Below are 18330 nucleotides of genomic sequence, written 5' to 3' on the forward strand. Positions count from 1 at the left end.
TCCCCCGCTTTCAAGCAGGAACCGCGGAACCGGCTATGCCCGGCCGCAGGCGCAGCGGCCGCCTTGTGGGGCAGCGTGTTACACGGTGTGAAAAGCGGGGGGGTCATTTCAGGCGGTCCGATTTCTGGAAGGACTTTTGACGCTTGAACATGCCCTTGCGGTAAAACGGAAAGGTCTGCAGATAGGTGCGTACTTTCACCCAGCGGCCATACAGACCCAGCGGCTCAAACAGCACAAAGGCGATCAGCACCATGCCGTAGACCACACCCTGCAGACCCGGTGCCTGACCAATGGCGGCGGGCAAATAGTCTTTGGTCAGCGCGATAGCCTGCGGCATGGAAATAAGGAAGATCGCCCCCAAAAAAGCGCCATGCACGGACCCGACACCGCCGACCACGATCAGCAGCAGCAGCTCAATGGATTGCAGGATGTTGAACTGGTCCGGCGAAATAAACTGAAGCTTGTGCGCGTAGAGCGCCCCGGCAATGCCTGCGAGCGCGGCGGACAGCGCAAACGAGAGCGTCTTGTAGCGGGCCAGATGAATGCCCATGCTCTGCGCAGAAATTTCAGAGTCGCGGATAGCGACGAATGCCCGGCCGGTGGGCGAGCGCAAGAGGTTCAGGATGGCCAGCGTCGATGCAATGGTGAGCACCAGACATAGAAAATAAAACTCTTCGCCGCTGTTCAGATTCCAGCCAAAGATATCGGGTGCCTTGATATGAATGCCCGAGTTGCCGCCGGTAACAGACTCCCAGCGCGCAAACACTTCTTCGACGATGAAGCCGAAAGACAGGGTGGCGATACCGAGATAGATGCCCTTGACGCGCAGCGCCGGCAGCCCGACGACCAGTCCCACAGAAGCGGACAGCCCCGCCGCGCACGCCAGTGCAATCGGGAAGGGCACGCCGGCATTGGTCATCACCGCCTGGGTGTAGGCGCCCACCCCGAGGAAAGCCGCGTGCCCCAGCGAGAACAGGCCTGTGAACCCGGCCAGCAGCATCAAGCCCAGGCCGGCGATCGAATAAATCAGGATGAAGGTCAGCTGTGCCAGCCAGTACTCCGCAAAGATCCAAGGCGCAGCCACCAGCAGCAGCACCAAGGCGCTGTACCAGAAGACATGGCCGCCGTGTTTGGCAAGATTGATGTCCTGCCCGTAGTCGGTCTTGAATATAAAGCGCATGTTTTAGTTCTGTTCGAAAAAGAAGGTCGCCGCTGGCACGAGGAAAAGTTGCAAGCCCATGGTCAGACTTTTTTCCGCAATTTCTCGCCGAACAATCCGTTGGGTTTGACCATCAACATGATCAGCACCACGATGTAGGCGGCCACATCCTTGATCCCGTCAGGGGCGTAAAAGCCGGCCAGCGATTCAACGATGCCGATGACGAGGCCGCCCACAATCGCGCCGGGCAGGCTGCCGAAGCCGCCGACCACGGCCGCCGGGAAAGCCTTCAGCCCAATGAAGCCCATGTTGGCGTGCACAAAGGTAATCGGCGCGAGCAGCAGGCCGGCAATGGCGGCGACTGCGGCGGCGAGACCCCAGACCAGACCATTGAGCCGCTTGACCGGGATACCCATGTAGTAGGCGGCGAGCTGGTTTTGCGAGGACGCCTGCATGGCAATGCCCAGCTTGCTGTGCTTGAACAGTGCGAACAAAATCAGACACAACACGGCGGTGGTGCCAATGACAGCCATCTGCTCAACATTGAGAATCAGGGCGCCCCGGGCGTTGGCGTCGCCGCCGATCTGCCAGATCATGTCTTTGTAGGGCACGGGCAGGGTGTGGGTTTCCGTGCCTATGCCGGGGATCATGGTGATCAGCCCACGCGCGACGTAGCCCACGCCAATGGTCAGCATCACGATGGAAAATGCCGGTTGGCCCAGGATGGGCCGTATCACCACCCGCTCCAGCAGCACCCCGAACAGGGCCATACCGGCGATGGCGCTGAGGATGGAAAGCCAGAAGGGGAAGCCCAGCATGGTCATGCAGGCCAGCCCACCGAAGGCGCCCAGCATCATGAGCTCGCCCTGGGCAAAGCTCACCGTCTCGGTGGCCTTGTAGATCAGGACAAAACCCAGGGCAATCAAGCCGTAAATACAGCCTTGCGCGATGCCGCTGATGATCAATTGCAATAACTGCACTTTTACTCCACAATAAATTTTTACAAAGCGACCGCTTGGTAAAAATAGGCATTGATTGACAGGCGCGGAACACGCCTTTGTTTCTGACTGAAATCTGACGGGAGTGATCATGAGCTGCATTCAATGAAAAAATCAATCAGGGTTGGTGCCGGGTTGGGTTTCTACGGAGACGCATGGGAGCCGGTGCTCGCGAGCATTGAAAAGGGCGCTGTCCAGTACATCGCCAGCGACCACCTTGCCGAGCTCACGCTGGCCATCTTGCAGAAGGACCTGCAGCGCGATGTTTCCCTCGGCTACGCTAGGGACGTGGTGCCGATGCTTCTGTCTTTGTGGCCGGCGATGGCGCAGCGAAAAGTACGCTTTATCTGCAACGCCGGAGGACTCAATCCGACCGGCGCGGCAGCCGCCGTTCGCGATGCTTTTTCTGCAAAAGGATGGCGCGCGCGCGTCGCCGTTGTGACAGGCGACGAGGTCATGGAGCGGCTCTCCGGCCTCGCGCCGGCACACATGTTCAACGGTGCGCCTTTTGATGCCGTGCGTGATCGCATGGTGTTTGCCAATGCCTATCTTGGTGCACGACCCATCGTCTCCGCACTGCAGCAGGGCGCAGATATCGTGATCACCGGCCGGGTAGCCGACGCCGCACTTTTTCTCGCGCCCTTGGTGTATGAGTTCAACTGGAACCTTGGTGACAGTGCGGCTGCAGCGACCACCGCAGACCTGAACCGCCTGGCACAAGGTCTGGCGGTGGGCCATCTGCTGGAATGTTCAGGCCAGGGCAGCGGTGGCAACTTCGGCAGCCGGCAGGCCTGGAAGGCTATTCCCGATCTGGCGCACATTGGTTACCCGATTGCCGAAGTCAGCGAGGACGGCAGCGCGGTCATTGCCAAGGCACCTGGCACTGGCGGACGCATCAACTTTGACACGGTACGCCAGCAGTTGCTGTATGAAGTGCACAGCCCGAACCGTTATGTGTCGCCCGACGTGGTGCTGGACCTGTCCACCATCCATCTGGAAGACCTGGGTCAGGACCGGGTGCGCATGACGGGCGCCACCGGCCACGCGCGTCCGGAGCAACTCAAGATCGTCGGCGGTTACCGCGACGGATACAAGGCCGAGGTGACCTGGGGTTTCAGCTGGCCCGATGCCTATGACAAGGCGCTGGCGGCGGTGGAAATGGTCAAAAGCCAGTTGGCCGACAAGGCCGTGCCGCACGAAGCCCTGTTTGTTGAATTTCCGGGGCTGAATTCGGCGCACGGCGCGCTGGCGCCCTTGCCGGATGCTGACGCGCTGGCGGAACTGAACGAGGTCTGGGTTCGCCTGGTGCTGCGCACGCGCGATAAAAAAGCCGCAGACAGCTTCGGCCGGCTGTTTCCGTGGATGGCACTGAGCGGGCCGGCCTACACCTGCGGCTTTCAGGGTCTGCACAACACCAGTGAGCTGCTGGGCATCTGGCCGGCACTGATCGATCGCGCAGCGGTCGAATCGCGGACCCGTGTGGAGGTGCTGCAAACATGAAGGCCGCCACTCAAAAAACCAGGTTGGTTGATCTGGCCCATGCGCGCAGCGGCGACAAGGCCGACTGGGTGGACTTCGGCCTGTTTGCCTGGAACGCGGCCGGTTATGCCGTGCTGGCGCGCGAGGTAACAGCGCAGGCCGTAGCGGCCCACTTTGCGCCCTGGCTACCGGGAGAAGTTGAGTGCTGGTACTTGCCCAACATCCTGGCGATCAAGCTGGTGCTGCACGACGCGCTGCAGGGCGGCGGGGCGCGCAACCTGCGTCTGGACAACCTGGGCAAGTCCATGGCGGCTGCCTTGCTGCGCATGGAAGTCGATGTCAGCGACGATGAACTCGCCGCTTGTGCAACTGCGCCGCGAGTCGGCTGGTGGGGAGACAAAACATGAGCATTCATATTGAAAAGGACGGCGATGTCACCATCGTCACGCTGGACCGGCCGGACGTGCGCAACGCGGTGGACAGCGCCCATGCGCATGCGCTCTACGAAGCTTTTCTTGCCTTTGACGGCGATGACAGCGCCAAGGTCGCGGTGTTCCACGGCGCCCACGGGCATTTCTGCGCTGGATGGGATTTGCAATTCGGCGCGAAGCTGCTGCGCGAATTACCTGAGGCTGATTCTGGCGTGTTTGCCGGGCTGGACTTTGAAGCTCAAGAGGTCCAGCCGCTCGGTCCGATGGGGCCGTCCCGTCTGCAGTTGTGCAAGCCGGTGATTGCCGCCATCAGTGGCGCGGCTGTGGCCGGGGGCATGGAGCTGGCGCTGTGGTGCGACATGCGGGTGATCGATGAAGACGCGTACTTTGGCGTCTATTGCCGCCGCTTCGGCGTGCCCTTGATTGACGGCGGCACGGTGCGCCTGCCGCGCCTCGTCGGCATGGGCCATGCCATGGACCTGATTCTGACCGGCCGCAAGGTTGAGGCGGGGGAGGCCTTGCAGATGGGCCTGGCCAACCGCGTTGTGCCCACCGGCACGGCGCGCGAAGCCGCGCTGGTGCTGGCGCATCAGCTCGCGAAGTTTCCCCAGAAAACGATGCTGGCCGACCGCCAGAGCGCGTATGCGCAATGGGATTTGCCGATGCAACAGGCACTCAAGCAGGAGTGGGACAGGGGCCGTGAATGTCTGGACGAGGGCTTGCAGGGCGCTGCACGTTTTGCTGGCGGCCAGGGCCGGCATGGTCGCTTTTAGGCATCAGATCGTGCTCCAGCCCCCGATTGGCGGGTGTAAGCAGCTATCAAAAACGGAGCAAAACTACTGCGGTCGCGGCAGCGAGGATGGCGGCACCGGCCGGGGTTGACCGGCATCGTCGATGGCCACATAGGTCACGCTGGCTTCGGTGACCTTGATGTAGCGCCCCTGGGAGCGGAAGCGCTCGGCATAAACCTCGACCTTGACCGTCATCGAAGTGCGGCCTATGCGCGTCAGTTCTGAATAAAAGGACAGGATGTCGCCGACCCGCACTGGCTGCTTGAAGATGAATTCATTGACCGCCACGGTGGCCATGCGGCCTTCGGCATAACGCGCCGGGATCACCGAGCCGGCCAGGTCAACCTGCGCCATGACCCAGCCGCCAAAAATGTCACCGTTGGCGTTGCAGTCCGCCGGCATCGGGATCACCTTGAGTACCAGTTCCTTGTCCAGGGGCAGCTTCACGCTTAAGGGGTCTTGGGTGGCGCTGGGTGGGGTAGACATAAGCACAATCAGGTAAGGAGAATCGTTAAAGGGGACAATTGTCTCCGATGCGCTCTTATGCCCCCCTCCCTCCCTCTCCCGCCGCACCGGCCGCACCTGGCTCGCCCGCTGAACCCACCCTGAACCGCTCTGACTGGGCCACCCTGAGACGCTTGTTTCCATATTTGTGGGAGTACAAGTGGCGGGTGGTGGCGGCCCTGGCCTTCATGGTGGGCGCCAAGGTCGCCAACGTCGGTGTGCCGTTGCTGCTGAAAAACCTGGTCGATGCGATGAGCTTCAAGCCGGGCGACGTGCAGGTGGTGCTGGTGGTGCCGGCGGCGCTGTTGGTGGGTTATGGCCTGCTGCGGCTGTCGACCTCGCTTTTCACCGAATTGCGCGAACTGGTGTTTGCCAAGGCGACGGAAGGCGCGGCCCGGCGCATCTCGCTGGAGGTGTTTCGTCATCTGCACGCGTTGAGCTTGCGTTTTCACCTCGAGCGCCAGACTGGCGGCATGACGCGCGATATCGAGCGCGGCACCCGCGGCGTGCACTCGCTGATTTCGTATTCCCTGTACAGCATCATCCCGACATTGATCGAGGTCACGTTGGTTCTGACCCTGCTGGCGGTCAAGTTCGACGTCTGGTTTGCCGGCATCACCATCATTGCGCTGGTGTTCTACATCATCTTCACCGTGACGGTGACCGAATGGCGCACCAAGTTCCGCAAGGAAATGAACGAACTGGACTCGTCCGCGCACAGCCGGGCCATTGATTCGCTGCTGAACTACGAAACAGTCAAGTACTTCAACAACGAAGACTTCGAAGCGAAACGCTACGACGAAAACCTGCTGCGCTACCGCCGCGCGGCCGTCAAGAGCCAGACCACGCTAAGCCTGCTCAATACTGGCCAACAACTGATCATTGCCGCCGGCCTGGTCGCCATGCTCTGGCGCGCCACGCAAGGCGTGGTGGAGGGCCGCATGACCCTGGGTGACCTGGTCATGGTGAACGCCTTCATGATCCAGCTTTACATTCCTCTGGGTTTCCTGGGCGTGCTCTACCGCGAGATCAAGCAGAGCCTGACCGACCTGTCCAAGATGTTCAACCTGATGGAGAAGGAGCGCGAGATCGCCGACCTGCCTGGCGCGCAGGCGCTCAGCCTGCAGACCTCCCCGGCCGTGCGTTTTGAAAACGTCAGCTTCGCCTACGAGCCGTCGCGACCCATCCTGCACAACATCAGCTTCGAGATCCCGCCGGGCAAGACGGTGGCCGTGGTCGGTTCATCGGGCGCCGGCAAGTCCACGCTGGCGCGTCTGTTGTTCCGCTTCTATGACGTCCAGCAAGGGTCCATCAAGGTGGCGGGCCAGGATATCAAGGCCGTGACCCAGACCAGCGTGCGCCAGGCCATAGGCATCGTGCCGCAGGACACGGTGCTGTTCAATGACACCGTCGAATACAACATCGCCTACGGCCAGCCGGGTGCCAGCCGCGCCCAGGTGGTGGAAGCCGCGCGCGCCGCCCGCATCCATGACTTTATTGCCTCAACCCCGGCCGGCTACGCCACCATGGTCGGTGAGCGCGGCCTGAAACTCTCGGGCGGCGAGAAGCAGCGCGTGGCGATTGCACGCACCCTGCTGAAAAACCCGCCCATCATGATTTTTGATGAAGCCACCTCGGCGCTGGATTCGGCCAACGAGCGCGCCATTCAGGCTGAGTTGCGCAGCATCGCCGAAAACAAGACCACGCTGGTGGTGGCGCACCGCCTGTCCACTGTGGTCGATGCGCATGAAATCCTGGTCATGGAAGCTGGCCAGATCATCGAGCGCGGCACCCACGCGGCGCTGCTGGGCCTGGGTGGGCGGTACGCGGCCATGTGGGCGCTGCAACAGAGTTCGGAGTAGGTTGAGGGTGTTTTTGGCCTCCAGCCCTTGATGGCTGTGCGCGAGCAGCTATTGATTTGGTAGCAATCCTTGCCCGGTCTGCAGCTGTTTCCCTGTTCATGAGGGATTTCCGTAGACAAAACGACGCGCCGCACTCGCATAATAAAAAGCATGGAAACCAAATGGCTGGAAGATTTCGTCAGTCTTGCTGAAACCCGCAGCTTCAGCCGTTCGGCCACGCTGCGACATGTGACGCAGCCGGCGTTCTCGCGGCGCATCCAGGCGCTGGAAGCCTGGGCCGGCACCGACCTGGTGGACCGCAGCTCGTACCCGACACGGCTGACACCTGCAGGTGAAACGCTCTACAGCCAGTCGCTGGAAATGCTGCAGGGCCTGCAATCGACGCGCGCCATGCTGCGCGGTCACAACTCGGCCGGGCAGGACGTGATCGAGTTCGCGGTGCCGCATTCGCTGGCTTTCACCTTTTTCCCGGCCTGGGTCAGCAGCCTGCGCGAGAAGTTTGGGCCGATCAAGAGCCGGCTGATCGCCCTCAATGTGCATGATGCGGTGATGCGTCTGGTCGAAGGCAGCTGCGACCTGCTGATCGCCTATCACCACGATTCGCAGCCCTTTCAACTCGACGCCGACCGGTACGAGATGATCAGCTTGGGCCAGGAAGTGCTGGCGCCTTTCGTCAAAGCCGATGCTGAGGGCGCGCCGCTGTACCGCCTGCCGGGTCGGGCCGGCCAGCCCTTGCCCTACCTGGGCTATGCGCCCGGGGCCTACCTGGGGCGCATGGTGGATCTGATCCTCAAGCAATCCAGCACCGCAATTCATTTGGACCGCGTGTATGAAACCGACATGGCCGAGGGCCTCAAGGCGATGGCGATCGAGGGGCACGGCATCGCGTTTTTGCCCTTCAGCGCCGTGAAGAAAGAACTGCGCGTGAAAAAACTGGTCAGTGCTGGCCCGGGGTTGGAGATGACCATGGATTTGCGCGTCTACCGCGAGCGGCCCACCACCAAGGCTGCCGCCAAGAACCCAGCCCAGGCGCTCTGGCATTACCTTGAAAGCCAGACTGCGCCAAGACCAGCTATCAAATCGCGTCTAAGTAGCAACCCTTAGTGGTTATAAATTAAATGCATGAAGCTGCGATTTATCAGCATTGGCTTTTCGGTCGCCGCAAATTTACAGTCCGGGACGTTCTGCGATGCGGAGAGGGTGACTTTCTGACGAGGCTTGTCAAGGGCTTCTGAAGGGCTGGCACAAAGACTGCTTAGCGAGACATCTCTGTTCTGCCGATTTGAACGCCGGCACTATCTTGGGGAATGCTGTTTGCCGGATATGCTCTTTGCCTTCACGCCCTTCGGCTTTACCCGCATGCTGTCGGCCATAGGTTCATCCGGCGCGTTCTTGGACTTACCAGTCCATCGGCTGGCGCGTTGAGGGCTGGGGTAAACCTTGGGCAATGGCCCATGACCTGCTCCTTAGAATGGCGTCATCAACACTTTTATCAACATAAGGAAATTTCATGAAACTCAAACTTGTCGCACTGGCAATCGCCGTCCTGACCACCTCCGGCGTTTTTGCCCAGGCCACCGATACGCTGGCCAAGGTCAAGGCTTCCGGCGTGATCACCATGGGTGTTCGCGACTCATCGGGCGCCCTGTCCTACACCCTGGGTGACGGCAAGTACGCTGGTTACCACGTTGAAATCTGCCAGCGCGTGATCGCCGATGTCGAAAAAGCCGTCGGCCGCAAGCTGGAAGTCAAATACCTGCCGGTGACCTCGCAAAACCGCATCCCCTTGGTGCAAAACGGCACCGTGGACATCGAGTGCGGCTCGACCACCAACAACGCCACCCGCCAGAAAGACGTGTCTTTCCTGCCGACCACTTTTGTTGAAGAAGTGCGCATCGCGGTGAAAGCCAACTCCGGCATCACCTCGATCGCCCAGCTCAACGGCAAAAACGTCGCTACCACCACCGGCACAACATCCGTGCAGACCCTGCGCAAGAATGAGCGCGCCGGCGGCATTGACTTCAAGGAAATCTTCGGCAAAGACCACTCAGACAGCTTTTTGCTGCTCGAGTCCGGCCGGGCTGATGCCTTTGTGATGGACGGCTCGATCCTGGCCGGCAACATTGCTACCGCCAAAGTGCCTGCGGATTTTAAAATTGTTGGTGAAGTCCTGAGCGTGGAGCCCATCGCCATCATGATCCGCAAGGATGATGCTGCGCTGAAGAAGATCGGTGCCGACACCATCTCCGGCATGATCAGGTCCGGCGACATGGCCAAAATCTGGGACAAGTGGTTCATGCAGCCGATTCCGCCGAAAAATACCCGGGTTGGCCTGGCTGTCAGCGAAAGCACCAAGACCGCCTGGGCCACGCCGAACGACAAGCCGATGGAAGATTACGCCAAGAAGTAATTCCGGCTTGAGCTGAACACAAACCCCGTCTGCGGCAGTTCTGGCGGGGTTTGTTTTTTCAGCGCAGACAACAACAGATAGCAGCGTACCTATTTTTGGCGGAGTGACCATGAGCTGGGACTGGCAAGTATTTCTGAATGACGACGGCAGTGGCCGTACCTATCTGCAATGGATGATGGACGCCTGGGGCTGGACCCTGGCCGTCGCAGGCTGTTCGTGGGTGGTGGCCATGCTGGCCGGCGGCCTGATGGGCACGCTGCGCACCTTGCCCAACAGTCCGTGGCTCGTGCGCTTGGCCAATGTCTGGGTCGAAGTTTTTCGCAACGTGCCATTGCTGGTCCAGATTTTCATCTGGTACTTTGTGGTGCCCAAGATTTTCCCGGTCATGCAACAGGTGCCGGGTTTTGCGCTGGTGGTGTTCGCGCTGGGCTTTTTCACCTCTGCGCGGATAGCCGAGCAGGTGCGTGCCGGTGTGCAGGCCCTGCCGCGTGGGCAGCGTTATGCCGGCATGGCCATGGGCTTCACCACCGCGCAGACCTACCGCTATGTGATTCTGCCCATGGCGTTTCGCATCATCATGCCGCCGCTGACCAGTGAGTCCATGAACCTGCTGAAAAATTCGTCGGTGGCTTTCGCGGTATCAATTGCGGAACTGACGATGTTCGCCATGCAGGCCCAGGAAGAAACCTCGCGCGGTGTCGAGGTTTACCTAGCCGTCACCATCCTGTACGCGGTGTCGGCCTTCGCGGTGAACCGTGTCATGGCTTTCATCGAGAAAAAGGTCCAGATTCCGGGCTTTGTCGTGGCCGGCGCCACCGGTGGGGGGCACTGACATGTTTGGTCTTGACATGAGTTTCCTGAACTGGGAGATCATCTCCAAGTTCGTGCTGAAAGGCTTTATCTTCAGCGTGCAGCTGACGGTGATTGCCACCATAGGCGGCATCCTGCTGGGCACGGTGCTGGCGCTGATGCGCCTGTCGGGCATCAAGCTGCTGGCCATCCCCGCGACCTTTTACGTGAACGGCATGCGCTCGGTGCCACTGGTGATGGTGATCCTCTGGTTTTACCTGCTGATGCCGGCCGCATTTTTTGACCTGATTCCCGGCGGCGCCAACAACCGCTCGGAGATTTCGGCCATCATCACCTTCATTGCGTTTGAGGCGGCCTACTTCAGCGAGATCATGCGTGCCGGCATCCAGTCCATCTCGCGCGGGCAGGTTAACGCCGGCCAGGCTTTGGGCATGACTTACGGGCAGAACATGCGGCTCATTATTTTGCCGCAGGCTTTCCGCAATATGGTTCCAATTTTGCTGACGCAGACCATCATCCTGTTCCAGGATACCTCGCTGGTTTACGCCATCGGTGCCTATGACTTGCTCAAGGGCCTGACCACCGCCGGCAAGATCTACGGCCGACCCGAAGAGGCCTACCTGCTGGCCGCCGTGGTTTATTTCGTCATCTGTTTTGGCTTGTCTTACATCGTCAAGAAGCTGCAGAACAAGATCGCCATCATTCGCTAAACAAACAAACAACCGCACACGGTACCGGAGAATCAAATGATCGAACTCAAAGAAGTGTCCAAATGGTACGGCGCCGTCCAGGTGCTCAACAACTGCAGCACCAAGATAAAAAAAGGCGAGGTGGTGGTGGTCTGCGGCCCGTCCGGCTCAGGCAAGTCCACCCTGATCAAGGTCATCAACGCGCTGGAGCCTTTCCAGAAGGGCCAGATTTTTGTAGACGGCCAGGCCGTGCATGATCCCAAGACCGATCTTCCCAAGCTGCGCTCGCGCGTCGGCATGGTGTTCCAGAACTTCGAACTGTTTCCGCACTTGAGCGTGACCGAAAACCTCACGCTCGCCCAGATCAAGGTACTGGGTCGTAGCCAGGAAGAGGCCAAAACCCATGGCCTCGAATACCTGGACCGCGTCGGCCTGATGGCGCACAAGGACAAGTTCCCCGGCCAGCTCTCGGGCGGCCAGCAACAGCGTGTGGCGATTGCCCGTGCGCTCAGCATGGACCCGATTGCCATGCTGTTCGACGAGCCGACCTCGGCGCTCGACCCTGAGATGGTCGGCGAGGTGCTCGACTGCATGATGAGCCTGGCCACGGATGGCATGACCATGATGGTGGTCACCCACGAAATGGGCTTCGCCAAGAAAGTGGGCAGCCGGGTCATCTTCATGGACGTGGGGGGCAAGATCCTGGAAGACTGCACCAAGGACGAATTTTTCACCCATCCTGAAAACCGCAAGGAACGTACGCGGGACTTTCTCAACAAGATCCTCGCTCACTAAACGTCTTTCGGGCCTGTCCAAAAAAGCACCTTCGGGTGCTTTTTGTTTTTGGGACAATGGCGTCATGACCCAAATCACCATCACCCGCCCGGACGACTGGCACTTGCATGTGCGCGACGGCGAAGCCCTGCGCACCGTGGTTCCCCACACGGCGGCGCAGTTTGGCCGCGCCATCATCATGCCCAACCTGCGGCCGCCAGTGACCACTGCTGCACAGGCGGGCGCCTACCGTGAGCGTATTCAAGCCGCCGTGCCGGCGGGGGTAGCCTTCGAGCCGCTGATGACGCTGTACCTGACCGACAATCTGGCGCCTGACGAGATCAAGCGCGCCAAAGATGCCGGCGTGGTCGCGCTCAAGCTTTACCCGGCCGGTGCCACCACCAACAGCGACGCAGGCGTGACCGACCTGCGCAAGACGTACAAGACCCTGGAAGCCATGCAGCGCGAGGGCCTGCTGCTCCTGGTGCACGGCGAAGTGACCAGCCCGGAGATTGACCTGTTCGACCGCGAAGCCGTGTTCATCGACAGCCAGCTGATCCCGCTGCGCCGCGACTTCCCGGAACTGAGGATCGTTTTCGAGCACATCACGACGAAAGAAGCCGCGCATTATGTGCGGGATGCCGGTGATTTCACTGGCGCCACCATTACCGCGCACCACCTGCTGTACAACCGCAACGCGATTTTTACCGGCGGCATCCGGCCCCACTACTACTGCCTGCCCGTGCTCAAGCGCGAGACCCACCGGCTGGCACTGATCGAAGCCGCCACCGGCGGCAACCCGCGCTTTTTTCTTGGCACCGACAGCGCCCCACACCCGGCGCACCTCAAGGAACACGCGACCGGCTGCGCGGGTTGTTACACCGCCCATGCGGCGATGGAACTGTACGCCGAAGCCTTTGACGCAGCCGGTGCGCTGGGCAGGCTGGAAGCCTTTGCGAGTTTCAACGGCGCCGATTTTTACGGCCTGCCGCGCAACAGCGGCAGCATCACGCTGACGCAGGAAAGCTGGACGCCGCCTGAGAGTTTTGCGTTTGGCGAAGCTGAACTCAAGCCGCTGCGATCAGGCGAAGCGCTGGCGTGGAAGTTGACGAAGTAGCCCCGGGCGGCCGTCAGGAACGGATGCCCCCTAACGCGGCTGACCCTGATTGGCCGGTGGACTGGGGCCGCCCGTGGCTCGCACCCTGGCGCGAATCCGGCGAACGGGTGGCGCTGGCCATCCACGGCGGCGCCGCCTTCCACGAAGCGCTGAACAGCGAGCCCGGCGCGCCACGGCTTTTTGTGCCGCAATCGGCCTTGCCTGCCGGCCAGGCCTACGAGCAGTTCATCTTCGAATCAGGCTCGGTGCCGACCCGCGACAACCTGCACGATTTTTTCAACGGCCTGTGCTGGCTAGGTTTCCCGCTGACCAAGGCCAGACTCAACGAACTCCAGGCGGCCGAGATCGCCGTCACCGGTGTAGCGCCCCTGCGCGGACCGGTGCGCGACGCCCTCACGGTGTTCGACGAAAACGCCGCCCTGCTGTCGGCGCCCGGTCCGCTGTGGGACGCGCTGCTGGCGAGAGACTGGCGCGGGTTGTTTGTCGACCTGCGGCCTCTTTGGCAACAGGCGCAACTGGTGCTGTTCGGCCATGCCTTGCTGGAAAAGCTGGCTTACCCCCGAAAACCGGTCACAGCCCACGTCTACCGGGCGCCAGTAGCTATCAAAGCAATAGCAGATTTGGATGCTTGGGTGGCGCAGGACATGAGCGCCGAAAAACTCGCCGGCAAGCCGTTCACGCCGATGCCAGTGCTCGGGGTGCCCGGCTGGTGGCCGGAAAACGAGAACTTTTCCTTTTATGATGACTCACTCGTCTTCAGGCCGCAAAAGCCCGCTGCAAGAATCCAGAACAACAGATAACAACAGATAACAGCAGCCGAGCCGCCGGCACTTGATATGGGTCCTGACGGCCTCATATCCTGCGCGAAGCGGACCTTTTTTACCGACCCCACGGAGAACCCATGAAACGCATTTTCCTGTTTGTGATGACCAACCTTGCGGTGGTGGTGGTGCTGGGCATTGTTGCCAGCCTGCTGGGCGTCAACCGCTACCTCACGCCGCAAGGCCTGAACCTGGGCATGCTGCTCGGTTTCGCCGCTGTCATCGGTTTCGGCGGCGCCATCATCTCGCTGCTGATCAGCAAGCCCGTCGCCAAATGGAGCTCGGGCGTGCGTGTCATCAACGAGCCGCAAAACGCCGACGAGGCCTGGATTGTCGAGACCGTGCGCAAGCTGTCCACCACGGCCGGCATCGGCATGCCTGAAGTCGGTATCTTCGAGGGTGCACCGAATGCCTTCGCCACGGGCGCCTTCAAGAACTCCTCGCTGGTCGCGGTATCCACCGGCCTGCTGCAGGGCATGACGCGTGAGGAGATCGAGGCCGTGCTGGGCCACGAGATCGCCCACGTGGCCAATGGCGACATGGTCACCATGACGCTGATCCAGGGCGTGATGAATACCTTTGTGGTGTTCTTGAGCCGCGTGATCGGTTACGCGGTGGACAGCTTTCTGCGCAGGGGCAGCAGCAGCAACTCCGGCCCAGGCATTGGTTACTACGTGAGCACCATCGTGCTCGACATCGTGCTCGGTTTTGCCGCTGCCATCGTGGTGGCCTGGTTCTCGCGCCACCGCGAGTTCCGCGCCGACGCCGGCGCCGCACAACTGATGGGCAAGCGGCAGCCGATGATCAACGCGCTGGCGCGCCTGGGCGGCATGGTGCCGGGCCAGCTTCCCAAGGCGGTGGAAGCCATGGGCATCACCGGCACCATGGGCAAGCTGTTTGCCACGCACCCGCCCATCGAAGAGCGCATAGCTGCCCTGCAGAACGCCCAGCCCGGCCAGGTCTGAGAGCCGCCGCAAAGTAAAAAGCCGCTGCAACTGCAGCGGCTTTTTTTATGCCGTGGCGGTGGCTTTCGCGGCCTGGTCGACGCGCACGCGCGCCAGCGTGGCAGCCACTTCGGCCGAGTTCATGCCATACATGTCGGCAAACTCGGCCTCGGTTTTTCCGCTGGCCTCAAAGGCACGCAGCAGGGCTTCGCGTTTGGCCGCCTGCACGGCCAGTTCGGCCAATGCGTCATCGACCAGCGCATTGGTGGCTTCGTCCTGCACCCGCACTAGCGCCGCATAGTCTTCGCGGCTCAGGCCGGAAGCCTCGATGGCAGCGATCAACCGCAATTGCAGGCGCGGGCGCAGGTCCTCGCGTGAGCGGGCCTGGCGCCGGCGGAAAATTTCCAGAATGGCGTGGTGAACATGTTCGGGCGCGACCGGCTCGACCGGATTGCCGTCGAGGTCATGCCGGGGCAGGCCTGCGGCCACACTTTCGAGGTAAGGCGTAGAGCGCGCATGTTGGCCCATGGCGATCTTGAGTTCGTCCTTCTTGAAGTCTTCCGGATGGCGCGCCAGCAGGTCCTGGAACACACCGAGCTTGAGTGGCAGGAACTTCGCGCCGAACAGCTTGGGGTAGAGCTCGAACAGGCGCTCCAGCACCGGGCTGGGCTGGCGTTGCCGGGGCGCTTTGGCTGGCGGGCGCTTGCCGCTGCGTGCCGGCTGTTCTGTGGTGACGGGAGGGGTGTCGGTCATGGGCTCAGTTCCTGAAGAAGGGGAAGGGTGGGGCACACGGCGTGGCCAGTACGGTTTTCATGATTGTCGGGGCTGTGCGTGAAGACGGGGCAGGGCAATTGCCGCGCAAGCCGGCGTGGCCCTGTCGGAGCAGCGAACGTCGTCGTTCATGCGCTGCCCGGCATGCCTGTCATGCTGATTGCCACCGCCTCGGCGACCTCGATGCCGTCCACACCCGCTGACAAAATGCCGCCGGCGTAACTCGCGCCCTCGCCGGCCGGGTACAAGCCCTTGACGTTGAGGCTCTGGAGATCATCACCACGCGTGATGCGCAGCGGCGAGGAGGTGCGGGTCTCCACACCGGTCAGCACAGCATCAAACATATCGAAGCCGCGGATTTTTTTGCCGAACACCGGCAGCGCCTCGCGCATGGCGGTAATGGCGTAGTCAGGCAGGGCACCAGCCAGGTCGGTCATCAACACGCCCGGTTTGTAGGAAGGCTCGACACTGCCGAGCTGCGTCGAGGCTTTGCCCGCCACGAAGTCGCCGACCAGCTGGCCCGGCGCTTCGTAAGTGCCGCCGCCCAGGGTAAAGGCGTTCGATTCCAGTGTGCGCTGGAAGGCGATTCCGGCCAGCGGCCCGCCCGGGTAGTCGGCGGGGGTGATGCCCACGACGATGCCGGCATTGGCATTGCGCTCGTTGCGCGAGTACTGGCTCATGCCGTTGGTCACCACGCGGCCTTCTTCCGAGGTGGCAGCCACCACGGTGCCACCCGGGCACATGCAGAAGCTGTAGACCGAGCGGCCATTGGCAGCGTGGTGCACCAGCTTGTAGTCGGCCGCGCCCAGCAGCGGGTGGCCGGCATGTTGCCCCAGGCGCGCGCGGTCGATCAGGCCTTGCGGGTGTTCGATGCGAAAGCCAACCGAAAAGGGCTTGGCCTCCATGTAAACGCCACGCTCGTGCAGCATGGCAAAGGTGTCGCGCGCACTGTGGCCCGGTGCCAGCACCACATGGTCGGCGCGTATCTCGTAGCTGCTGCCGTCTGCCAGGTTTTCTACCGTCAGACCGCGAACATGACCTTGCTCGATAAGCACGTCGCTCAGGCGCTGCTCAAAACGTATCTCACCACCCATGGCGATGATCTGCTCGCGCATGTGCTCAACCACCTTGACCAGCTTGAAGGTGCCGATGTGCGGCTTGCTGACCAGAAGAATCTCTTCCGGCGCGCCGGCCTTGACGAATTCCGTCATGACCTTGCGGCCCAGGAAACGCGGGTCCTTGATCTGGCTCCAGAGCTTGCCGTCGGAGAATGTGCCGGCGCCGCCTTCGCCGAACTGCACATTCGATTCGGGGTTCAACACACGTTTGCGCCACAGGCCCCATGTGTCCTTGGTGCGCTCCCGCACTTTCTTGCCACGTTCCAGCACGATGGGGTTCAGGCCCATTTGTGCCAGCAGCAGCGCCGCAAAAATGCCGCAGGGGCCGAAACCCACAACGACCGGGCGCACGAGGGGCGCTTGGCTAGCGGTGGCGACGAGGCGGTAGCTTTGGTCCGGCGCGGGCCGGATGTGCGGGTTGTTGCCGAACTTTGCCAGCAGAGTGGCTTCCAGGTCGGCGCTGCCCACCTCCACATCGGCGATGTAGACCAGCAGCAGCTTTTGTTTGCGCGCGTCGTAGCTGCGTTTGTAAACGGTGTGGCTGTGCAACTGGTCGGGCTGGATGCCGAGCGTGCGCCGGATCAGCGCGGGCAGGGCGTCTTCAGGATGGTCAAGCGGCAGCTTGAGTTCGGTCAGGCGGATCATGGGGGCTCTCTGGATCTGTTTTTCGGATCTGGCGCCATTTTAAGCTTCAAACAGGCTTCCAGCCCATATCCCGCCTGCGCAATGTGCTACTGAATTCATAGCATGTCAATTGCCGGGATAATGCAGGTGTGAAGCACGCCAGACTGCCGCTGGTGCAAGGGTGGAAACACCGCACTGGAGGAAGGTCCGGACTGCAAAGGGCAGCGTAGCAGCTAACAGCTGTCCACCGTGAGGTGAGGATCAGAGCTACAGAGACGAGTCGGACCGGGGCAACCCGGGACGGGTGAAACGAGCAATCTCTACGCGCAGCAATACCAAGTAGGCACACGTTGACGGGGCCCCCGGAGTGTGCGGGTAGGTAGCACCGAGCCGTTTGGTGACAAACGGCCCAGATTAATGGCAGTCACGGTACGGCAACCGCAAGGAAGCCGTGCCGCACAAAATCCGGCCTATCGGCGGGCTTCACACTTTTTTTGCCGGCAAACAGCTGTGCTGGTGTCCGGTCGCGTGGTGGCCGAGGCGGCGCAGTCGCTGTTGGCTGATGAGGCGTTGATGCAGGCTTATCTGGTGGGGGAAGCGGACTGAATCGGGCGCCGTGAAGTATTTTGACGTGCCCAGAAGCTCATTTTTTTGCTTGCTCCAAACAGTCCTTCAGTTTGGCAATGAACTCTTCAACTTCGTGTTCGCTCAAGTCCAGAGGATCCCCGTGCGAACCGGTAGCGATGATGCATATCGCTGAGCCATCAAACCAAGCATCCAGACGATCGGATTTTGTTAGAGCAGTTGGAGTCGGCATTGGAATAGACCTCTTCGAGTTGGAATTGTGACTTGAAGTTGAGTCCCATAGTCGATTTACCTGTTTTCAAAATTAGCTTGCAACAGCGACTTAGAACCTATCCGTAAATAATATTTACGTCCAATTTGATCTTGCGTAGTGCCATGATGGATGCAGCCAAGTGGTTCAGCGCGACAAAGCTGCGGTCAAGCTTTTCGTATCGCACCAGGAG

The 18330-nt window shown here is 61.1% G+C and carries 17 protein-coding genes, 1 other RNA gene and 1 pseudogene; 13 read left to right on the forward strand and 6 right to left on the reverse strand.

Annotation, left to right across the window (positions count from 1 at the left end; translation table 11 throughout):
• Positions 1 to 103: 103 nt before the first annotated feature.
• On the reverse strand, positions 104 to 1180 hold the full coding sequence (locus H0W47_RS11035) for a branched-chain amino acid ABC transporter permease (protein WP_296924239.1): 1077 nt from the start codon (positions 1178 to 1180) through the stop codon (positions 104 to 106).
• Positions 1181 to 1242: 62 nt separating this feature from the next.
• Entirely contained in the window at positions 1243 to 2139 is an 897-nt protein-coding gene (locus H0W47_RS11040) for a branched-chain amino acid ABC transporter permease (RefSeq protein ID WP_296924241.1), read from the reverse strand.
• Between the two features lie 123 nt (positions 2140 to 2262).
• Between H0W47_RS11040 and H0W47_RS11045 the strand changes: the two genes are divergently transcribed.
• From H0W47_RS11045 to H0W47_RS11055, 3 genes are read left to right on the forward strand one after another with little or no spacing between them, the layout of a single operon-like run.
• On the forward strand, positions 2263 to 3657 hold the full coding sequence (locus H0W47_RS11045) for an acyclic terpene utilization AtuA family protein (RefSeq protein ID WP_296924243.1): 1395 nt from the start codon (positions 2263 to 2265) through the stop codon (positions 3655 to 3657).
• The gene (locus H0W47_RS11050) at positions 3654 to 4043 is read left to right on the forward strand and encodes a hypothetical protein (protein ID WP_296924245.1); all 390 of its coding nucleotides are present in this window, start codon (positions 3654 to 3656) and stop codon (positions 4041 to 4043) included. The genes H0W47_RS11045 and H0W47_RS11050 overlap by 4 nt, the downstream gene beginning before the upstream one ends.
• Positions 4040 to 4840 carry a crotonase/enoyl-CoA hydratase family protein gene (locus tag H0W47_RS11055; protein WP_296924247.1) on the forward strand — a complete coding sequence of 267 codons (801 nt, stop codon included), beginning with the start codon at positions 4040 to 4042 and terminating at the stop codon, positions 4838 to 4840. The genes H0W47_RS11050 and H0W47_RS11055 overlap by 4 nt, the downstream gene beginning before the upstream one ends.
• 63 nt (positions 4841 to 4903) lie before the next feature.
• Here H0W47_RS11055 and H0W47_RS11060 read toward each other — a convergent pair whose 3' ends face one another.
• Complete coding sequence (locus H0W47_RS11060) at positions 4904 to 5344, reverse strand: acyl-CoA thioesterase (protein ID WP_296924249.1); 441 nt, start codon at positions 5342 to 5344, stop codon at positions 4904 to 4906.
• Positions 5345 to 5391: 47 nt separating this feature from the next.
• Here H0W47_RS11060 and H0W47_RS11065 point away from each other — a divergent pair, with 47 nt between their 5' ends.
• The 9 genes from H0W47_RS11065 (at position 5392) to htpX (ending at position 14810) form a co-directional block, all read left to right on the forward strand.
• Positions 5392 to 7224 carry an ABC transporter ATP-binding protein/permease gene (locus H0W47_RS11065; protein ID WP_296924270.1) on the forward strand — a complete coding sequence of 611 codons (1833 nt, stop codon included), beginning with the start codon at positions 5392 to 5394 and terminating at the stop codon, positions 7222 to 7224.
• A gap of 150 nt (positions 7225 to 7374) precedes the next feature.
• Complete coding sequence (locus H0W47_RS11070; RefSeq protein ID WP_296924251.1) at positions 7375 to 8328, forward strand: LysR substrate-binding domain-containing protein; 954 nt, start codon at positions 7375 to 7377, stop codon at positions 8326 to 8328.
• A 406-nt stretch (positions 8329 to 8734) separates the two neighbouring features.
• A complete protein-coding gene (locus tag H0W47_RS11075; RefSeq protein ID WP_296924253.1) occupies positions 8735 to 9634 on the forward strand; it encodes a transporter substrate-binding domain-containing protein in 900 nt (299 codons plus the stop codon).
• A gap of 109 nt (positions 9635 to 9743) precedes the next feature.
• The gene (locus H0W47_RS11080) at positions 9744 to 10466 is read left to right on the forward strand and encodes an amino acid ABC transporter permease (RefSeq protein ID WP_296924255.1); all 723 of its coding nucleotides are present in this window, start codon (positions 9744 to 9746) and stop codon (positions 10464 to 10466) included.
• Between the two features lies 1 nt (position 10467).
• Positions 10468 to 11154, forward strand: a complete 687-nt coding sequence (locus H0W47_RS11085) for an amino acid ABC transporter permease (protein ID WP_296924257.1) — start codon at positions 10468 to 10470, stop codon at positions 11152 to 11154.
• A 36-nt stretch (positions 11155 to 11190) separates the two neighbouring features.
• Positions 11191 to 11928 (forward strand): amino acid ABC transporter ATP-binding protein, encoded by a 738-nt coding sequence (locus H0W47_RS11090; protein WP_296924259.1) that lies wholly within the window; start codon positions 11191 to 11193, stop codon positions 11926 to 11928.
• A gap of 64 nt (positions 11929 to 11992) precedes the next feature.
• Positions 11993 to 13024, forward strand: coding sequence for a dihydroorotase (gene pyrC / locus H0W47_RS11095; RefSeq protein WP_296924261.1), 1032 nt, complete (start codon positions 11993 to 11995; stop codon positions 13022 to 13024).
• Positions 13025 to 13047: 23 nt separating this feature from the next.
• Positions 13048 to 13824, forward strand: coding sequence for a DUF3025 domain-containing protein (locus tag H0W47_RS11100; RefSeq protein ID WP_296924262.1), 777 nt, complete (start codon positions 13048 to 13050; stop codon positions 13822 to 13824).
• A gap of 101 nt (positions 13825 to 13925) precedes the next feature.
• The gene (htpX, locus tag H0W47_RS11105; protein ID WP_296924264.1) at positions 13926 to 14810 is read left to right on the forward strand and encodes a protease HtpX; all 885 of its coding nucleotides are present in this window, start codon (positions 13926 to 13928) and stop codon (positions 14808 to 14810) included.
• 45 nt (positions 14811 to 14855) lie between these two features.
• Here the strand turns inward: htpX and H0W47_RS11110 are convergent, their stop codons facing one another.
• Together H0W47_RS11110 and H0W47_RS11115 are read right to left on the reverse strand one after the other, a co-directional pair.
• The gene (locus H0W47_RS11110; protein ID WP_296924267.1) at positions 14856 to 15542 is read right to left on the reverse strand and encodes a ProQ/FINO family protein; all 687 of its coding nucleotides are present in this window, start codon (positions 15540 to 15542) and stop codon (positions 14856 to 14858) included.
• Between the two features lie 146 nt (positions 15543 to 15688).
• Positions 15689 to 17323: an NAD(P)/FAD-dependent oxidoreductase gene (locus tag H0W47_RS11115; protein ID WP_296924269.1), complete on the reverse strand. Its 1635-nt coding sequence runs from the start codon at positions 17321 to 17323 to the stop codon at positions 15689 to 15691.
• 130 nt (positions 17324 to 17453) lie between these two features.
• Between H0W47_RS11115 and rnpB the strand changes: the two genes are divergently transcribed.
• Positions 17454 to 17791: RNase P RNA component class A (gene rnpB / locus H0W47_RS11120), an RNA gene on the forward strand.
• Positions 17792 to 18216: 425 nt separating this feature from the next.
• On the opposite strand, the pseudogene H0W47_RS11125 reads toward rnpB, so the two are convergent.
• Positions 18217 to 18330 (reverse strand): annotated as a pseudogene (locus H0W47_RS11125) (IS5/IS1182 family transposase); the annotation flags it as partial.

Origin of the sequence: Polaromonas sp. (assembly GCF_013817205.1) — a bacterium.
In the GTDB taxonomy this organism is placed as follows: Bacteria; Pseudomonadota; Gammaproteobacteria; order Burkholderiales; family Burkholderiaceae_C; genus Polaromonas.